General features: G+C 39.6%; 16 protein-coding genes and 1 riboswitch. Of the genes, 9 read left to right on the forward strand and 7 right to left on the reverse strand.

Annotated elements, in window-relative coordinates; all coding sequences use genetic code 11:
- Positions 1-22 precede the first annotated feature (22 nt).
- From CEY16_RS08520 to CEY16_RS08540, 5 genes are read left to right on the forward strand one after another with little or no spacing between them, the layout of a single operon-like run.
- A complete protein-coding gene (locus CEY16_RS08520) occupies positions 23-967 on the forward strand; it encodes an ABC transporter permease (protein WP_101331566.1) in 945 nt (314 codons plus the stop codon).
- Between the two features lie 35 nt (positions 968-1,002).
- Entirely contained in the window at positions 1,003-1,833 is an 831-nt protein-coding gene (locus CEY16_RS08525; protein ID WP_101331567.1) for an ABC transporter permease, read from the forward strand.
- Between the two features lie 41 nt (positions 1,834-1,874).
- Entirely contained in the window at positions 1,875-2,870 is a 996-nt protein-coding gene (locus CEY16_RS08530; protein WP_101331568.1) for an ABC transporter ATP-binding protein, read from the forward strand.
- Positions 2,863-3,840 carry an ABC transporter ATP-binding protein gene (locus CEY16_RS08535; RefSeq protein WP_101331569.1) on the forward strand — a complete coding sequence of 326 codons (978 nt, stop codon included), beginning with the start codon at positions 2,863-2,865 and terminating at the stop codon, positions 3,838-3,840. The genes CEY16_RS08530 and CEY16_RS08535 overlap by 8 nt, the downstream gene beginning before the upstream one ends.
- A 51-nt stretch (positions 3,841-3,891) precedes the next feature.
- Entirely contained in the window at positions 3,892-4,770 is an 879-nt protein-coding gene (locus CEY16_RS08540; RefSeq protein WP_101331570.1) for a MurR/RpiR family transcriptional regulator, read from the forward strand.
- A 159-nt stretch (positions 4,771-4,929) separates the two neighbouring features.
- On the opposite strand, the gene CEY16_RS08545 is transcribed toward CEY16_RS08540, so the two are convergent.
- Positions 4,930-6,231: a (Fe-S)-binding protein gene (locus tag CEY16_RS08545; RefSeq protein WP_338015914.1), complete on the reverse strand. Its 1,302-nt coding sequence runs from the start codon at positions 6,229-6,231 to the stop codon at positions 4,930-4,932.
- 23 nt (positions 6,232-6,254) lie between these two features.
- Positions 6,255-7,661: a glycolate oxidase subunit GlcD gene (glcD, locus tag CEY16_RS08550; protein ID WP_101331571.1), complete on the reverse strand. Its 1,407-nt coding sequence runs from the start codon at positions 7,659-7,661 to the stop codon at positions 6,255-6,257.
- A gap of 138 nt (positions 7,662-7,799) precedes the next feature.
- On the opposite strand from glcD, the gene nagA reads away from it, so the two are divergent.
- Together nagA and nagB are read left to right on the forward strand one after the other, a co-directional pair.
- On the forward strand, positions 7,800-8,960 hold the full coding sequence (gene nagA, locus CEY16_RS08555) for an N-acetylglucosamine-6-phosphate deacetylase (protein WP_101331572.1): 1,161 nt from the start codon (positions 7,800-7,802) through the stop codon (positions 8,958-8,960).
- Between the two features lie 4 nt (positions 8,961-8,964).
- The gene (gene nagB / locus CEY16_RS08560) at positions 8,965-9,669 is read left to right on the forward strand and encodes a glucosamine-6-phosphate deaminase (RefSeq protein ID WP_101331573.1); all 705 of its coding nucleotides are present in this window, start codon (positions 8,965-8,967) and stop codon (positions 9,667-9,669) included.
- Between the two features lie 45 nt (positions 9,670-9,714).
- On the opposite strand, the gene CEY16_RS08565 is transcribed toward nagB, so the two are convergent.
- From CEY16_RS08565 to CEY16_RS08575, 3 genes are all read right to left on the reverse strand, one after another.
- Entirely contained in the window at positions 9,715-10,812 is a 1,098-nt protein-coding gene (locus tag CEY16_RS08565; RefSeq protein WP_101331574.1) for an ABC transporter ATP-binding protein, read from the reverse strand.
- 115 nt (positions 10,813-10,927) lie between these two features.
- Positions 10,928-11,782 carry a PucR family transcriptional regulator gene (locus tag CEY16_RS08570; RefSeq protein ID WP_162297905.1) on the reverse strand — a complete coding sequence of 285 codons (855 nt, stop codon included), beginning with the start codon at positions 11,780-11,782 and terminating at the stop codon, positions 10,928-10,930.
- A gap of 129 nt (positions 11,783-11,911) precedes the next feature.
- Positions 11,912-13,006, reverse strand: a complete 1,095-nt coding sequence (locus CEY16_RS08575; RefSeq protein WP_101331576.1) for an AI-2E family transporter — start codon at positions 13,004-13,006, stop codon at positions 11,912-11,914.
- 225 nt (positions 13,007-13,231) lie between these two features.
- On the opposite strand from CEY16_RS08575, the gene CEY16_RS08580 reads away from it, so the two are divergent.
- Positions 13,232-13,669 (forward strand): IDEAL domain-containing protein, encoded by a 438-nt coding sequence (locus CEY16_RS08580; protein ID WP_101331577.1) that lies wholly within the window; start codon positions 13,232-13,234, stop codon positions 13,667-13,669.
- 98 nt (positions 13,670-13,767) lie between these two features.
- Here CEY16_RS08580 and CEY16_RS08585 read toward each other — a convergent pair whose 3' ends face one another.
- Together CEY16_RS08585 and CEY16_RS08590 are read right to left on the reverse strand one after the other, a co-directional pair.
- Complete coding sequence (locus CEY16_RS08585; RefSeq protein WP_101331787.1) at positions 13,768-13,911, reverse strand: anti-repressor SinI family protein; 144 nt, start codon at positions 13,909-13,911, stop codon at positions 13,768-13,770.
- A gap of 18 nt (positions 13,912-13,929) precedes the next feature.
- A riboswitch (cyclic di-GMP riboswitch) is annotated at positions 13,930-14,013 on the reverse strand.
- A gap of 152 nt (positions 14,014-14,165) precedes the next feature.
- Complete coding sequence (locus tag CEY16_RS08590; protein ID WP_101331578.1) at positions 14,166-14,777, reverse strand: hypothetical protein; 612 nt, start codon at positions 14,775-14,777, stop codon at positions 14,166-14,168.
- A gap of 330 nt (positions 14,778-15,107) precedes the next feature.
- Between CEY16_RS08590 and CEY16_RS08595 the strand changes: the two genes are divergently transcribed.
- Positions 15,108-16,568, forward strand: coding sequence for an APC family permease (locus CEY16_RS08595; protein ID WP_101331788.1), 1,461 nt, complete (start codon positions 15,108-15,110; stop codon positions 16,566-16,568).
- Positions 16,569-16,624: the final 56 nt, after the last annotated feature.

Below are 16,624 nucleotides of genomic sequence, written 5' to 3' on the forward strand. Positions count from 1 at the left end.
ATTATTATTAAGGGTGAGCACGATGTATGCATATATCATTAGACGTTTATTGATGTTGATACCTGTGCTGTTCGGTGTCTCTGTCGTCATATTTTTCACCTTAAGAATCATTCCTGGTGATGTAGCGCAAACCATTTTAGGAACGGATGCTACGGAGCAATCACTGGCTCAGCTGAGGAAAGATTTCGGGTTGGATCGACCTATCATTGAACAATATTTTACTTGGATAGGTGGCGTACTTGTAGGTGATTTCGGAGAATCGATGCGTACAGGAAGAGAAATACTACCAGACATTTTAAGTCGATTCAAAATTACATTTGAACTGACTATCTTATCTGCAATAATCTCATGGATCATTGCTATTCCATTAGGAATCATTGCAGGTATAAAACGAAACACGAAGACGGACTTCTCAGTAAGAATCATTTCTTTGCTAGGAGTATCGGTGCCAAACTTTGCCTTAGCTACGGTATTGATTTTAGTACTTGCTTTAACATTTTCCTATAGTCCACCTGTTGGGTACGTGGGTTTTTTCGAGGATCCTCTTAAAAACTTGCAAATTATGATTCTACCAGCATTTGTACTAGGAACTGCTATGGCAGGAGCGGTCATGAGAATGACTCGTTCTTCTATTCTAGAGATACTTAGACAAGACTTTATCCGGACGATTCGTGCAAAAGGAGCAAAAGAGAAAATAGTGATATTCAATCATGCCCTTAGAAATGCGATGATTCCAATACTTACGATTATCGGTATGCAAATTGGCGTCCTTCTCGGTGGTACGGTTATCATTGAACAAATTTTTTCCTTGCCTGGTTTAGGTCAGTTGGTTCTGACAAGTATTAACCAGCGTGACTTCACAGTGGTACAAGGTGCTATTTTATTCATAGCATTTGTGTTTGTTCTTATCAATTTGCTTGTCGATCTACTTTATTCATACTTAGACCCGAGAATTACGTATAAGTAATGAGTTAATTATTTTAAGGAAGTGTGTGATGATTCATGAAGGATTTTGCCCGTCGTTTAATAGATGACAAAGTCGGTTTAACCGGTTTTATAGGGATCTCAGTCGTAATATTGCTTGCAATATTCGCACCCCTTATAGCTCCATATGAACCCGATGAAATGTTTACACAGCATGTAATGGAAGGTCCAAGCGGCCAATTTCTGTTCGGTACAGATGAATTCGGTCGGGATATTTTTTCTAGAATTGTCTATGGTGCTCAAGTATCACTGCAGGTAGGTTTGATTGCTGTTGGTATTGGAGCAATTGGAGGTCTAATTTTCGGGCTGATCAGTGGATATTTCCAAGGAAAAGTAGACCAGGTGATTATGAGAGTCATGGACGTCTTCTTTGCTTTTCCTGACATCTTGTTAGCTTTGACGATTATTGCTGTTTTAGGTCCAAGTTTAACTAATACGATGGTTGCAATTGGAATTGTGTTCATGCCAGTATTCACAAGGCTAGTAAGGTCTGCAGTCATGACTGTTAAAGAGAATGAGTATATTGTGAATGCACAAGCGATTGGTGTTAAACCATCACTTATCATTTTCAGACATATCACTCCCAATATCATGGCGCCATTTATCGTACAAATAACTCTAGCATTATCTGGGGCTATTTTAACTGAAGCAGCTTTAAGCTTTTTAGGCTTAGGTGTACAACCGCCGAACCCTTCTTGGGGAGTAATGTTGAATGATGCGAGAGCCTATATGGAGTTCGCTCCTTGGACAATTATTTTCCCTGCAATTGCAATTGTTCTGACTATCTTCTGCTTTAACTTATTGGGAGATAGTTTAAGAGATATATTGGATCCTAAATTAAAGCAATAGATCACTCATAGAAAAATGTCGTCCCTTACAGGAGGTTGAATATGAAACCTTTATTAGATATGAATCATGTATCCATTGATTATAAAACGGATAAAAAAGAATTTAATATCGTTAAAGATTTGAATATTAAAATTGAAGAGAAAATGAAATACGGAATTGTTGGAGAATCTGGTAGTGGTAAGAGTTTAACATCTCTAGCAATTATGAATTTACTTCCAGACGTCCTGGACATCAGTAAAGGGTCAATCGACTTTAATACTGAAGAGTCTAGAGACTTGTCTAAACTCAACAAGAAACAGATGAGAAAAGTTCGAGGAAACGAAATATCTATGATATTTCAAGAACCGATGACCGCCTTGGACCCTTTATATACCATCGAACATCAACTGCTGGAAGTTCTAAGGATACATAAGAACTATAGCAAAAAAGAGATGCATAAGATGGGTGTCGACATGCTAAATAAGGTCGGAATCTCTCGGCCAGAGCAAATTATGAAGGATTATCCTCATCAATTATCTGGTGGGATGAGACAGAGAGTCATGATTGCGATGGCTTTGATCTGTGAGCCGAAACTATTGATCGCAGATGAACCGACAACAGCTTTAGATGTTACGATCCAAGCACAGATACTCGATCTAATGAACGATCTGTCTGAGAAGAATAACACTGCAATTCTGATGATTACACATGATTTAGGTGTCATTTTAGAAACATGTGAAAGAGTAGCAGTCATGTATGCCGGGCAGATTGTTGAGGAATCGACAGTTGAAAAAATATTTGAACAACCAGCCCATCCCTATACAAAAGGGTTGTTATCTTCAATTAAATCGTTAGGGGAGCGATCCAAAGAATTATATTCGATCCCGGGTAATGTTCCGACACCAGATAACTATCAAGAACTTGGTTGTCGTTTTGCTACTAGGTGTCCATATGCGATGGATAAATGTTTTGAACAAGAACCGCCAATGTATGAAGTAGAAGAGGATCAATTCAGCAAATGTTGGTTGCATGATGAGGAGGTGCAAGTTGATGAGTGAGGAGCAAGTAGTACTTGAAGTTAATCACTTAAAAAAATATTTCCCTATAAAAGGCGGTATTTTGAAACGTACCAAGAATCATGTAAAAGCTGTGGATGATATCAGTTTTAAAGTTAGGGAAAACGAGACTTTCTCTCTAGTTGGAGAAAGTGGTTGCGGAAAATCAACAACTGGTCGTTCCATTTTGCGCTTACTAGAACCAACAGATGGCGAAGTGATCTTCAAGGGTGATAACCTTCTTGATGTGAATAAGCGTACATTCAGACATATGAGAAAAGATATGCAGCTGATTTTCCAAGATCCTTATAGCTCATTAAATCCTAGAATGACTGTCAAAAAGTTATTAGTCGAACCGTTGTTGACACATAAATTGGCTACCAAAAAAGAAGCAGAACAAAAAGCTGAAGAAATGATTGAAAAAGTAGGGTTATCTAAAGAACAATTAAATAGATACCCTCACGAATTCAGCGGCGGTCAAAGGCAACGGATCAGCATCGCCAGAGCATTGATTGTGAATCCTAAATTAGTCATCTTAGATGAAGCGGTATCGGCATTGGATGTCTCGATTCAATCTCAAATTTTAAATCTATTGATGAGATTACAAGAAGAGTTCCAACTTACGTATGTGTTTATTTCCCATGACTTGAATGTCGTCAAACACTTGAGTGATAGAGTGGGAGTTATGTATCTTGGCCAGATGATGGAACTTGCATCCACAGAAGAATTATACGAAAATCCTCTTCATCCTTATACGAAAGCGTTATTGTCAGCAATTCCAACGATCGATCCAAAAGAGAAGAAGGAACGTATTATTTTACAAGGGGATGTACCAGATCCAAGTGATCCGCCTTCCGGTTGTCCTTTCCGACTAAGGTGCCCGATGGCTCACAATCGATGTGCGGAAGAAAAGCCGAAATACATTGAAAAAGAAAAAGACCATTGGGTAGCGTGTCACCTTTTTGATGAATAAATGGTAAAATAGTATTTATTAAACAATCATTTGGTTGAGAGTGGTGAATGTATGTCCAAATCTAACGCAGGAATTTTTATGTTGAAAGAGATGAAAGAGAAACTTCCGCCTTCTGAACGGAAAATAGCTGATTTCATACTGGAGCATCCCGAGCGTGCGATTAGAATGACAGCAACTGACTTAGGAAAAGAAAGTCAGACGAGTAGTGCAGCCGTGATTCGGTTATGTAAGTCATTGAACTTAAAAGGATTCCAGGACTTGAAATTGCGTGTTGCAGGGGATTTACAACGAAATGAGGAAGAGGAATTTCGTGATATTGAACCGAATGAGCCGTATGCTTCGACGATTGAAAAGGTGACATCACATAGTGTCCAAACGATCAGGGAGACAGCTGACTTGCTTAGTAGTGAGGAGTTAGAAGCTGCGGTGCAAGCGATGTTGACCGGCAGAAGAATCCACTTCTTTGGCGTAGGAGCTTCGAGCATCACAGCTATGGATGCGCAGCAGAAATTCCTTCGTATTAATAAGGCTGTGACAGCTTTCACAGATCTACATATGGGGGCTACAGTCGTAGCAAATGCTAATGAAGAGGATGTCGTTGTCGGGATCTCATTCTCAGGTGAAACTTATGAGGTGGCAAAAGTATTGGATATTGCTCGGGAGAATGGAGCTAAGACAATCAGTTTGACGAGATATGGAAGCTCACTCGTTGCGGATTGTTCTGATATACGTTTATATACTTCTGCCAATCGAGAAGCCACTTTTCGAAGTGGAGCAACTTCTTCGCGTTTAGCGCAGTTACATGTGATCGATATATTATTTATGAGTGTAGCTTCCCACTCCTATGATGAAACTGTTAGATACCTCGATTCAACAAGAGAAGCCATCAGTTCTTTGCATCAGCCGAGAAATAAGAAGCGGAAGAAATAAGAAAAGTGCCTATTCCATAGCGGTGGAAAGGCACTTTTTTCGTTGTAAGGATGTATTGATAATGAGCTATAGTATGAAAGCCTGACGATAAGCCAAGTTCTTTAAATTTAACCGAACCTATCTTTGAATTAACTGAACCTATTCAATATTTAGCGAAACCTATACTTCGATCGCTTCCAATAAGAAATCGGCTAAGTGCATCGCGCGAACTTCATTGGTCAATCCCTCTCGTTCAATGCCTAACTTCATTTGGAGCAGACATCCTGGATTGGTTGTTAAAATAGTAGTTGCGTTTGTTGCCTTCGCCTTTTCCATTTTATGATCAAGGATCTGCATGGACATTTCTGGTTGTGTCAGGTTATAAATTCCAGCTGAACCACAACATTGATCTGCATCCTTCATTTCTTGGTAGTTAGCACCTTCGGTCGAAAGAATCAGTTGACGAGGCTGTAACGAGACGCCTTGAACATTTCTTAAGTGACAGGAATCTTGGTAGGTCACAATTTGTTCGTCCACGTTAAGAGAATGTTCTTCATGAAATTTCAATTTAACTAAAATAGAGGTGAAGTCGACGATTTTATCACTGAACTCTTGCGCACGGCCGGACCATTCTGAATCATTTTTAAGAAGGTGCTTATAATCATGTAGAAAAGCTCCGCAACCTCCTGCGTTTGTGATGATATAATCCGCTTCAACTTTTTCAAAGGCTTCGATATTCTTTTTGGCTAAATCGATGGATCCCGATTTCTCTCCACTGTGACCATGAAGAGCTCCACAACAATTTTGTGAGTCAGGTACAACAATTTCACAGCCGGCCTTTTGTAGTAGTTTAATAGTTGATCGGTTCGTTTCTTGAAATAAGGTATCCATCAAGCACCCTCTGAACATCGCGACTGTAGCTTTGGTTTCACCTTCAGCAGGAAAAATCGCTTCTGCTTTACGTTTGCCTGATTTCTTTGGAACCTTAGGAAGTACTCGCTCCATCTGTTGCATGTGCCTCGGAAATAGCTTCATGAAACCAAGTTTACGTGTGGTTTTTTGAAGGCCTGAACGTTGGTAGAAACCTAGAAGGCTAGTTGCTTGTTCCATTCGCTTCTGATTCGGGAACATCCCTTCGAATACCGTTTTGCGTGTCAATTTTTCTTTTGCTGAATGTTCTTTGTTCTCTTGAAAAATGGCTCGTGCTTCTTCTAACATATGTCCATAATTCACCCCTGCTGGGCAAGCAGGTTCACATGCTCGGCATCCAAGACAAACTTCCAGTGAGTGTTCAACTTCTTCATATGAGTGAATATCACCATCTCGTACAGCCTTCATCAAGGCGATACGACCTCTAGGAGAGTGAACTTCGTCCTGAGTCTCTACATAAGTTGGACAAGCTGGTAAGCAGAAGCCGCAACGCATACAGTTCAATAATTCATCTTCACCGATGCGATCTTGAAAATCTTTTTGTATTGTCACGTTATCACCGCTTTTGAAAAATATTATAATACTATTCTTTTGCGTGTTTCTTTAGCGAACATTTTTCTAGGATTCATAATGTTATTTGGGTCGAAAGATTGTTTAAGCGTTTTCATGATTGCTAAACCTTCTTCACCGACTTTCCAAGCTAGATATGGAGACTTCATTTCTCCGACTCCGTGTTCGCCAGTAATTGTTCCACCTAATTTAATGGCGTGGGCAAAGATTTCTTCAAATGCTTGTTCGACTCGCTCCAATTCGTCTTCATCCCGGGCATCTGTCGTACAGGTTGGGTGGAGGTTTCCATCACCTGCATGGCCGAACGTAGCAATTCGTACATTAAATTTATCTGCGATTTCGTTAATTGCTCGAACCATCGCTGCAATTTCAGAACGAGGGACCGTTGCATCCTCGAGAATGGTTGTCGGACTCAGACGTGCTAGAGCTGATAAGGCAGTACGTCTGGCCGAACGCAAAGCTTCAGCTTCGATCTCGCTTGCTGCTGTTTGAGCTTGGAGTGCCCCGTGTTCTTTACACAGTAATTCTATTTTTTCCATGTCTGCTAATACGACTTCTTCTGGACCATCTTGCTCAATTAATAGAACTGCTTCAGCTTCAGTCGGCAAACCGACGTGAGCATAATCTTCGACGGCCCTGATGGTTGGTTGGTCGATGAATTCTAGTGTAGCAGGAATGATTCTATCAGAGATGATCGCTGAGACCGTTTCGGCGGCTCTTTCCATTGAATCATAGACAGCTAGAAGCGTTTTTTTAGATGATGGTTTGGGTATGAGTTTAAGTGTAGCCTCAGTAACGATACCTAGTGTTCCTTCAGCTCCAACGTACAATTTGGTCAGGTCATAACCTGCGACGTCTTTTGCGAGTTTACCACCCGTGTTGATGAGATCACCATTAGGGAGGACGATTTGGAGACCAAGTATATAGTCTTTAGTAACTCCATATTTCAACCCTCTTAATCCACCAGAGTTCTCACTGATATTTCCGCCGATCGTTGAAATCTTCATAGAACTCGGATCAGGAGGATAAAATAAGTTTTTCTCTTCAACTGCATCTATGATTGTTTGAGTAATCACTCCAGGTTGGACAGTTGCGGTTAAATTTTCCTCATCGATTTCAAGAATTTGATTCATTCTATGGAATAGTAGGACGAGACCACCTTGTGTGGGGGTTGTTCCAGCTGCAAGGTTGGTACCGGATCCTCTTGGAACAATCGGTACCTGATATTCGTTACATGCTCTTACAATCTGTTGGATTTCTTCGGCATTAGCAGGGCTGACAACAATATCTGGCATGGCCTGAAAATTAGGAGTCGCATCAAATGAGTATGCGAGCCTGCTTGATTCGCTATGATTTACATGAGATTCACCGACAATCTCATATAAATTTTCAATAAAATCAGTTGGAAGCATGATTTTCCTCCTAAAAGTTCTTCGTGTTACTTTAATAATCCTACTATTTATTATAATATGAATAAGTAGATATTGAAATAATATTACGGATTTTATGTTTTTATTATAAAATTTTAGTTCAAAGGAAGTGTAAACCTTATGAACCCTAATTCCCTATTAATAAAAAATGTAACTATTGAGTTATCTGATGAAACCTTATCTGATGGCTCGGTGTTGATTGAGGATGGCGTCATTCAGAAAATTAGTCAAGATACGATCAGTATCGAAACTGAGCATATGGTAGATGGAAATGGACTTAGACTTATTCCTGGTTTTATCGACGGCCACATCCACGGAGCAGTAGGGTGTGATGTAATGGATGCTACTGATGAATCGTTGAGGAAGATGGCTCAAGCGTTACCAAGTGAAGGCACAACATCTTTTGTTGCAACGACTATCACTAGCCCTCACGCAGAAATTGCCGCGGCTATCGAACAGGTGGCTGCATTTCATGGTGAAAAAGGTGAAGCGGAAGTGCTCGGTCTTCATGTTGAAGGGCCGTTCATTAATGAAGAAAAAGCGGGTGCGCAACCAAAAAGTGAGATTTATTCACCAAACTTAGCGTTGATGCAGAACTGGAACAGTCGAGCGGCAGGAAAAATAAAAACGGTCACTTACGCACCTGAACTGGACTCAGAAGGTGAATTTCTGGGCTGGCTACAGGAAAATGGCGTAATAGGTTCTGCGGGACACACAGATGCTACCTTTAGAGATATTGAAAAAGCAGTGGGTCAAGGATTGACTCAAGTGACACATCTTTGCAATGCCATGAATGGTGTTCACCACAGAGATGTAGGAGCCGTGGGAGCAGCGATGCTATTGGATGAAATTAAAAGTGAACTGATCGCAGACCGAATCCATGTCTCAGATCAAATGCTACAGTTGCTCTTCCGCACGATTGGTCCAGACAGACTCATGTTGATTACAGATGCAATGAGAGCCAAAGGGATGCCTGATGGTGAATATACACTTGGCGGGCAAGCAGTTTCAGTAAAAGAGGGTCAGGCGACCTTGGAAGATGGAACTCTTGCTGGAAGTGTACTTCGTATGGATGAAGCAGCCCGTAATATGATGGACGTAACAGATGCAACAATTAGAGACATCATTCAGATGGCTTCAGTCAATCCTGCTAAACAACTCGGGATTTTTGATCGAAAAGGTAGTATTGAAGTAGGAAAAGATGCAGATTTAGTAATAATTGATGAAAACTTTCAGATACAGCAAACATATTGCAAAGGACAACTAGGATATTCGAGGTGAGAAAATGAATCAGATAGAAGTGAATAGCTATGAGCAATTAAGCGAGCAAGCAGCGAAAATAGTAGAAAGCCAACTTCAGAAAAAGAAAAACAGCGTGTTAGGATTAGCTACTGGAAGCACACCAGTAGGCATGTATAAACAACTAATAGAGAAATATGAAAAAGGCGATATCTCTTTTGCTGACGTGACATCATTCAATTTGGATGAATACGCAGCGCTAGAAAGGACGCATCCTCAAAGCTATTTTCAGTTCATGAAGAAGCACTTATTCGACCAGGTCGATATGAAACCTGGTCAAATACATATACCAAATGGAACAGCTGAAAGCCTCGTTCAGGAGTGCAGCAGGTACGAGGAAGATCTAGCCGTACATGGACCAATTGATTTGCAGGTGCTTGGACTTGGGATAAATGGTCATATTGGGTTTAACGAGCCAGGGACAAGCTTTCAATCTCGAACACATGTGGTGGATTTAGCAGAATCGACACGAGAGGCTAATGCACGTTTTTTTGAACGTAAGGAAGATGTACCAAGTCAGGCCGTGACAATGGGAATCGAGTCAATTATGAAAAGTCGTAAAATTATATTGTTGGCATATGGTGAAATGAAGCGCACGGCGATTGACAGATTATTTTATGGAGAAGTTAGCGAGGAGTTTCCTGCAAGTATCTTGAAAGAACATCCTGATGTCACTGTCATCTATGGATAGAACAAAACCCTCACATCTGTGAGGGTTTTGTTGTGACTTAATACATTATTTAATTCGTTCTTCTGTCTCCGGATCAAAAAAGTGCGTTTTATTCATATCCATTGCAAGCTTGAGCGATTCCCCAGCTTGAATATCTGAACGAGCATCCACTCTTGCGATGAATTCCTGTTCCCCTAAACGTGAGTATAGGTAAGTCTCTGCGCCCATCAATTCAGCAACTTCGATGTCGGTTTGAAAACTAGTATCTCCTGACGTCTCAACAAATACTGGTTCGTCATGTAAATCTTCCGGACGGACCCCTAGAATTAGTTCTTTTCCAACATAATCTTGGTCACGTAATGTTTTCATGCGCCCTTCAGGAATAGCGATTTTTACGCCTTCTACAATGATTGCATTTTCTTCGACTTGTCCTTTGAAGAAATTCATTGCTGGTGATCCTATGAACCCTCCAACGAAAGTGTTATTCGGTTTGTCGTACACTTCTTTTGGTGCACCAACTTGCTGGATGAATCCATCTTTCATTACGACCAGTCGGGTAGCCATAGTCATCGCTTCAGTCTGATCGTGTGTAACATAGATTGTCGTTGTTTGTAAGCGTTGGTGTAGCTTTTGAATCTCTGCTCTCATCTGAACTCGAAGTTTAGCATCTAAGTTGGAAAGTGGTTCGTCCATTAAGAATACTTTTGCATCACGGACAATTGCGCGACCTAATGCCACACGTTGACGTTGACCACCAGATAATGCTTTTGGTTTACGATCCAACAATTCTTCTAAGCCAAGTATTTTTGCTGCTTCTTGTACTTTTTCTTTAATCTCAGCTTTTTTAACTTTACGCAACTTCAAACTGAACGCCATGTTGTCATAAACGGACATATGCGGGTAAAGAGCATAGTTCTGGAAGACCATCGCGATGTCTCTGTTTTTTGGAGCGACATCATTCATTCGTTTGTCCTCAATTAATAAGTCACCGCTAGTTATTTCTTCTAATCCAGCTATCATTCTAAGTGTCGTTGATTTACCACAACCAGATGGCCCAACAAACACGATGAATTCCTTATCTTTAATATGTAAATTGAAATCAGTTACGGCTTGAACATCTTTATCATACACTTTGTTGATTTTCTCTAGTTTCATTTCCGCCATAAAAAACAGCTCCTTTACTTGGGATAATTCCAGTGTAAAGAAGCTTCGGGTTTTATGAAATGGACAATGTGCACAAAATTAGATTTCTAGATTCGTGCACTCTGTTGATTGGAAATTAATCAGTAATAAGGAATGCAAGGTAGACATGGAACATATCTTCAAAACTTCTCAAGTCATAACCAGTTAGCTCAGAAAATTTTTCTATTCGGTATTGCAAACTATTCCTATGCATGAATAATTTTTTGGCTGCAAGTGATACATTCCCCTGACATTCGATGACTACCCGGATGGAACGGAGTAATTCTGGGTCATTCAAAGTATCTTTTAAAATAGCCTCTGAAAAGAACAGTCGATCTTCCTTGGTAAATAGGTGGGGCATCAGGTGCCGCATGGCCTCTGGTTGTTTCACTACACGATTCGACGGCCCTTTCCATATTTCCCGGGAAATAGATAGGGACCAGTGGAATAAATCTGGAGCTCGTTTAATATCTGTTTGAATATCAGTGACGAATATCCTTAGTTTCATATCAAGATCATCGCTCATCAAATCGATGATTTCTTGAAAATTCACTACATCTTGCTCACTATGAATCTCTTCAAATATGCAAACATGATTAACTTCATTCCATAAGAAGAGAAGGTTTTTACCCAGCATGGTTTCGACCGATTCCCGGAATAATTCCTGATTGATAGAGGAGGTTTCCATTTGGATGTGGACGAAGCGATACAGGTCAATTTCGTGTGGCACTTCTTTGGAGTAATTATTCAAATAGGATAGCCATTTGGTTTCTTTACTCGTATGTATGGGTTCTGAATTTATTGCATCTAATAACTCACGTTGGTCTTCATTCACCTCATTTGAAGGGATAAAATATACTTTCCCTTGGTGATGAATTGCAACATCTTCGCCTAAAGTTGAAGGTTGTTGTGAAATTGAAGGGAAGATTTGCTTTAGCTTTAGTAAGTCCATTGTAGGCCTCCTCATGTTAATGGCCGATTTGAAAGTTATGGATATTATATCATTTTCAAGTTACTACGTTTAGTATAAAACAAAAGCTTGGGTAGTCTGCTGATTAGCAGGTCCCAAGCTTTTTTCGTGTTAAGCATTTTCTTCAAATGCTTTACGATTTCTAAGTTTGATGATGCGGTAGATGTGACTGACAATCACTTTACCCACCGCATAGGCGGGAACAGCAATGATCATGTACACAATACCACCGAATTTAGCTGCGAACAGTAATAAGAAAATAATTGTGATCGGATGAATCTGTAATTTTTTCCCCATAACTTGCGGAGAAATTAAATTACTTTCAAGTTGTTGTACGATTACAACGATGATAATAACCAACAATGCTTGGAAAGGCGATTGTAATACCCCGACAATGACCGCTGGGAACGTTCCGATCCAAGGGCCAATAAATGGGATGAAGTTCGTGAACAATGCCACGAGCGCGAGTATCAATGCATATCGAAGATCGATGATCATAAAGCCAATGTATACAAGAACCCCGACACATAAACTTACAATAATTTGTCCCTGGATGTATGAACTGAGTGCATCATCCATTTCATCTAAAATATCCCCGACTTCCGTGCGGTATTTTTTCGGCAAAAACCCAAGAATTCTTTTTGGTAATCTCTCGCCATCTTTCAGCAAATAAAACAACACGAAAGGTACAACCACCATGATAATCAAAATGCTGGCTATCACACCTATGTAAGTTGTTAGGTTTGAAGCGATAGTTGTCAAGAATTCAGTAACTTGCCCTTCTAAATTACTTAAGTATGATTCTATTTCTGCTTGCGAAGGCGCGATTCGGGAGAACCATTCGCTATTCTGAATAGCAATTAAATACTGGTTAGCACTTTCAATCAAGTCAGGCACACTATTAACTAAGTTATCGAACTGACGTTGTAACTCAGGTGCAATCAGTGTGATTAATAATGTTATCAAGCCTATTCCCGATAGAAAAACAATAAGAATCGCCACAGGGCGCGGCATTTTTCTATCTAGTAAGTCGACGATTGGCCGAATTAGATAATACAAAATCCCTGCAATGATCAAAGGTGTAAATATTGTTTGAAATAATACGAAGATCGGTTCGAATATAAACTGGACCTTTGTTGATAAGAAAATGATCAACATGATGATTATTATTGCGTAGCCTATTCTGAACCATTTGGTATTTGGCACCAATTCCACCAACTCTCTATATCTTTTCTATTATTGTAATATACGACCTCTGCAATGTCTAAGATAGTAGGGAAAATTCTTCTAATAGATTGCTAATATCAGTTTTACCATTAGGTTAAATAATAAACTATAAATTTCCAGATACATTTCACTTTAATTTTTGAGCAGAATAGTGCATAATAATATTTAATAAACAGAATTTTCAAACTATATGGGGTGGTGAGTGTGCAAACAGTAAAATTCTTGAAACCGTACTACGTGAAAAAGGATGAGCGTTTCGTAAGAGTCGTTTTAGCTTTCCAGTATTTCTCTATTGAAATGGATGATCGAGTGTATCAGTTCATACCACTCGATGCTCGAGAAATTGTCATTGATCGAACGAACCGCAGTATCGTTAATTTACATGATTTATTCGTTTTCCAAAAAGGAGTCCGGTATATCAAGTTGCCACTCCAAGAATTGATGAAGTTTGAAGCGTTTGAAGATCAGATGCAACAGATTATTGAGGAATTCTTAGATGAGGATTTAGCTGTATCAAAATTAGAAGCAGAGTTAGTTTGTGGTGAATTAGAGCTTGCAAATGTGCATCGATTGATAGATCAGGCATTATCTGTAGGTGATGAGAAGTCTTTTATTGAACTGACTGGCATGCTTCAAAAATAAGTTCCATGAAAAAATCGCGGCGTATGTTTTTATCTGCCGCGATTTTTACATTTTTTTTATCTCTTTCAAGTAAATCATGTAGCCCCTAACTCCTTACTTCAGATTCTCGGTCTTTCTTTCTGTAAAAACTGTTTTACTTCTCTCTTACTAAGGCCCATCTCTCTAGCTTCTTTCATTAATTGGACCCACTCACGATCTAAACCCTTAGAAGAATAATTGCTTTGAGCTGATACACCTCTCATGTTCTCCTCCTCGACTTCTAAGGCAGCTGTGCTGTCATAGGAGGCTCCCGTAGACCACTCGCTTTGCGCCCCAACTTTTCAGTAGGTTTGCCTTTATCTATCGTATTTTCCCCTTGGTTATATTGTAATAGATTACCACAAAAAAACTAGTCCTATTTTATCAAAAAATTTCGATAATTTATGATGGATAATCTCTTTAATTACATTAAAATTGTCGATTAACGTTGGACAATAGCGAAGAACTACTACTTGGGTCAGTATTCTTCTGATGGAGTTTGGAGCCACTGATTCACCTCTTGGACAAATGCATCTTTTATTTCCTTTTTGGTGGAGTTATATGTTAATTGCAGGTCACTTATGATTTCTTTGGAATCATCATTACCTTCAAGTTCTAATTCCAGCTCTGATAATAATTCGTGGAAAGTGACATCAGCTTCGTCTTCCAAGTCTGCGGCTTGACGTTCATATTTCAGTAAAAGTAAGCCACGTTTGATCAAATTATTTTCGTTTTCATACTCTTCAGCTGCTTCATTTTTCAGCTGTTGGATTTCTTCCATAATTTCTTCTTCGAGAGATATGAATCTTTTTTCGTATTCTTCAGGGATCTCTTCTTGGAATGAATCATCTAACTTTTCAGGTGCGCTTATCGTCCAACTTTCATCATTAACCATTATTGAATTACTTTTTTCTTCGCTGGATGGCAACGAATTTTCCTTTTCAGGAGTATCAAGAGGGAGAGGGTCTGCTATAGAATCCTTACTGATTGATGTCTCGAAACTGTTTTCCCATCTTTCATAAAAGTCCAATCCATTGGTAAACAATACGTATGTAATGAATAAAAAAAGAATCAGTAGTACTTTGCGCATCTTGTTTCACACTTTCTATTGGTGTTTGGGTGTAAATGAAGTCCTATTCTCAATATTGTCTCTGAGCACAGATTCTATACGTATTGTTTGCTTGAATTTGCTTAAAATCGGACTTTTAGGGTTCCCTCATTAATTCGTGGGATAAATAGTCGCTATTTACTGCCGAATGTTCGCTATAAAGAGTAGATTTGATTTTTTTATATAGAAGTTGACAGTGGTAGAATGGGGTTTGTCTCTAAAAGGTGATTATTCTGCGACACTTTAGGGAATTATATCTAAAACTTAAAACAAAAAGGGGTTTTAAAATTGAGTGGTAGGACAACAGATCAAATGCAAAGAAAGAAGCTAAGTAAGACACTTAAACCGCATTGGGTATGGGCTATCGCACTTGGTTCTTCAATCGGGTGGGGTTCATTCGTACTACCTGCTGATTGGATGAATCAAGCCGGGCCAATGGGTGTTATTTTAGGTTTAAGTATCGGTGCCGTATTAATGGCGATCATTGCGATCAGTTACGGTGTCCTGATTAAAAACTATCCAGTCTCTGGTGGTGAATTTGCTTATGCTTTCTTAAGTTTGAACCGTGTCCATGCATATATTAGTGGTTGGTTCTTGACGCTTGGGTACATATGTATTGTAGCGTTGAATGCCACAGCTTTCGCATTGATGTTGAAATTCTTGCTTCCTGATTTCATACAACAGATGAAAATGTATGAAGTAGCAGGGTGGGACGTTTATTTCACTGAAGTTATCATTGTAGTTTTATTAGTGTCAGTATTTACGATATTGAATATCCGCGGCTCTGGATTATCAGGTCGCTTGCAATTTATTTTCTGTTTGATTTTAATTGGAGGAGTATTCACTCTTACTGGTTGGATGGCTTCTGATACAGCAACGTCTTTCAGTAATTTGCAGCCAGCTTTCAACCCAGAAGTGACACCTCTTGCTGCGATATTAACTATTGTTGCGATATCACCGTTCGCATATGTCGGATTTGACAATGTGCCACAGGCTGCTGAAGAATTTAATTTTTCTTCTAAAAAAGCATTGTCGCTTATCATGTTCGCGCTTGTTGCAGCAGCAGCGATCTATTCCTTGATGATCGTGACAACAGCACTTCCAGCCCCTTGGCAAGAAGTAGCTGGTGCTGGGTTACAGTGGGGAACTGGTGAAGTGGTCCGAGAAGTGTTAGGTACAGGTGGAGTAGTCATACTTGTCGCTGCCTTATCTATGGGTATCTTCACTGGTTTGAATGGTTTCTTAATTTCAGCAAGCCGTGTACTATTCGCGATGTCTCGTGGTTTAGTACTGCCAAGAAAATTTTCTGATTTACACCCTAAATACAATACTCCGACATTCGCAATTATTTTCGCAGCGATTATTGCAATGATTGCTCCTTGGTTTGGTCGAAATGTATTAGGTTGGATTGTTGGTATGTCTTCTGTAGGTGTGTCAATCGCATACTTCTATACAACTTTCACTGCTTTCAAAATGTTGAAATGGTCAAAGAATGACCCAGGGTTCGATGAAACAAAACACATCGTCTCTCCATGGAGAAAAGTTACGGCTGTACTAGGTATGGCGTCGTCGGTAGGGTTCCTAGGATTATTATTGATCCCAGGTTCACCAGCAGCTCTTGGTATCGAATCACTTGTTGCATTAATTGTCTGGATTGTCATTGGTGTAGTGTTCTATATGATCCGAAGAAAAGATTTGATGAGCCATGACCGAGAAGATTTAGCGTACTTGATCTTAGGAGATAAGAAGTTTGATATCCAAGATAAAGACTAATATTTCTAATAGAAAACCCGCTAAACGCCTTGTGGGCTAGCGGGTTTTTAGTGTAA

The organism is Halalkalibacillus sediminis (assembly GCF_002844535.1).
Taxonomy (GTDB): Bacteria; Bacillota; Bacilli; order Bacillales; family Alkalibacillaceae; genus Halalkalibacillus_A; species Halalkalibacillus_A sediminis.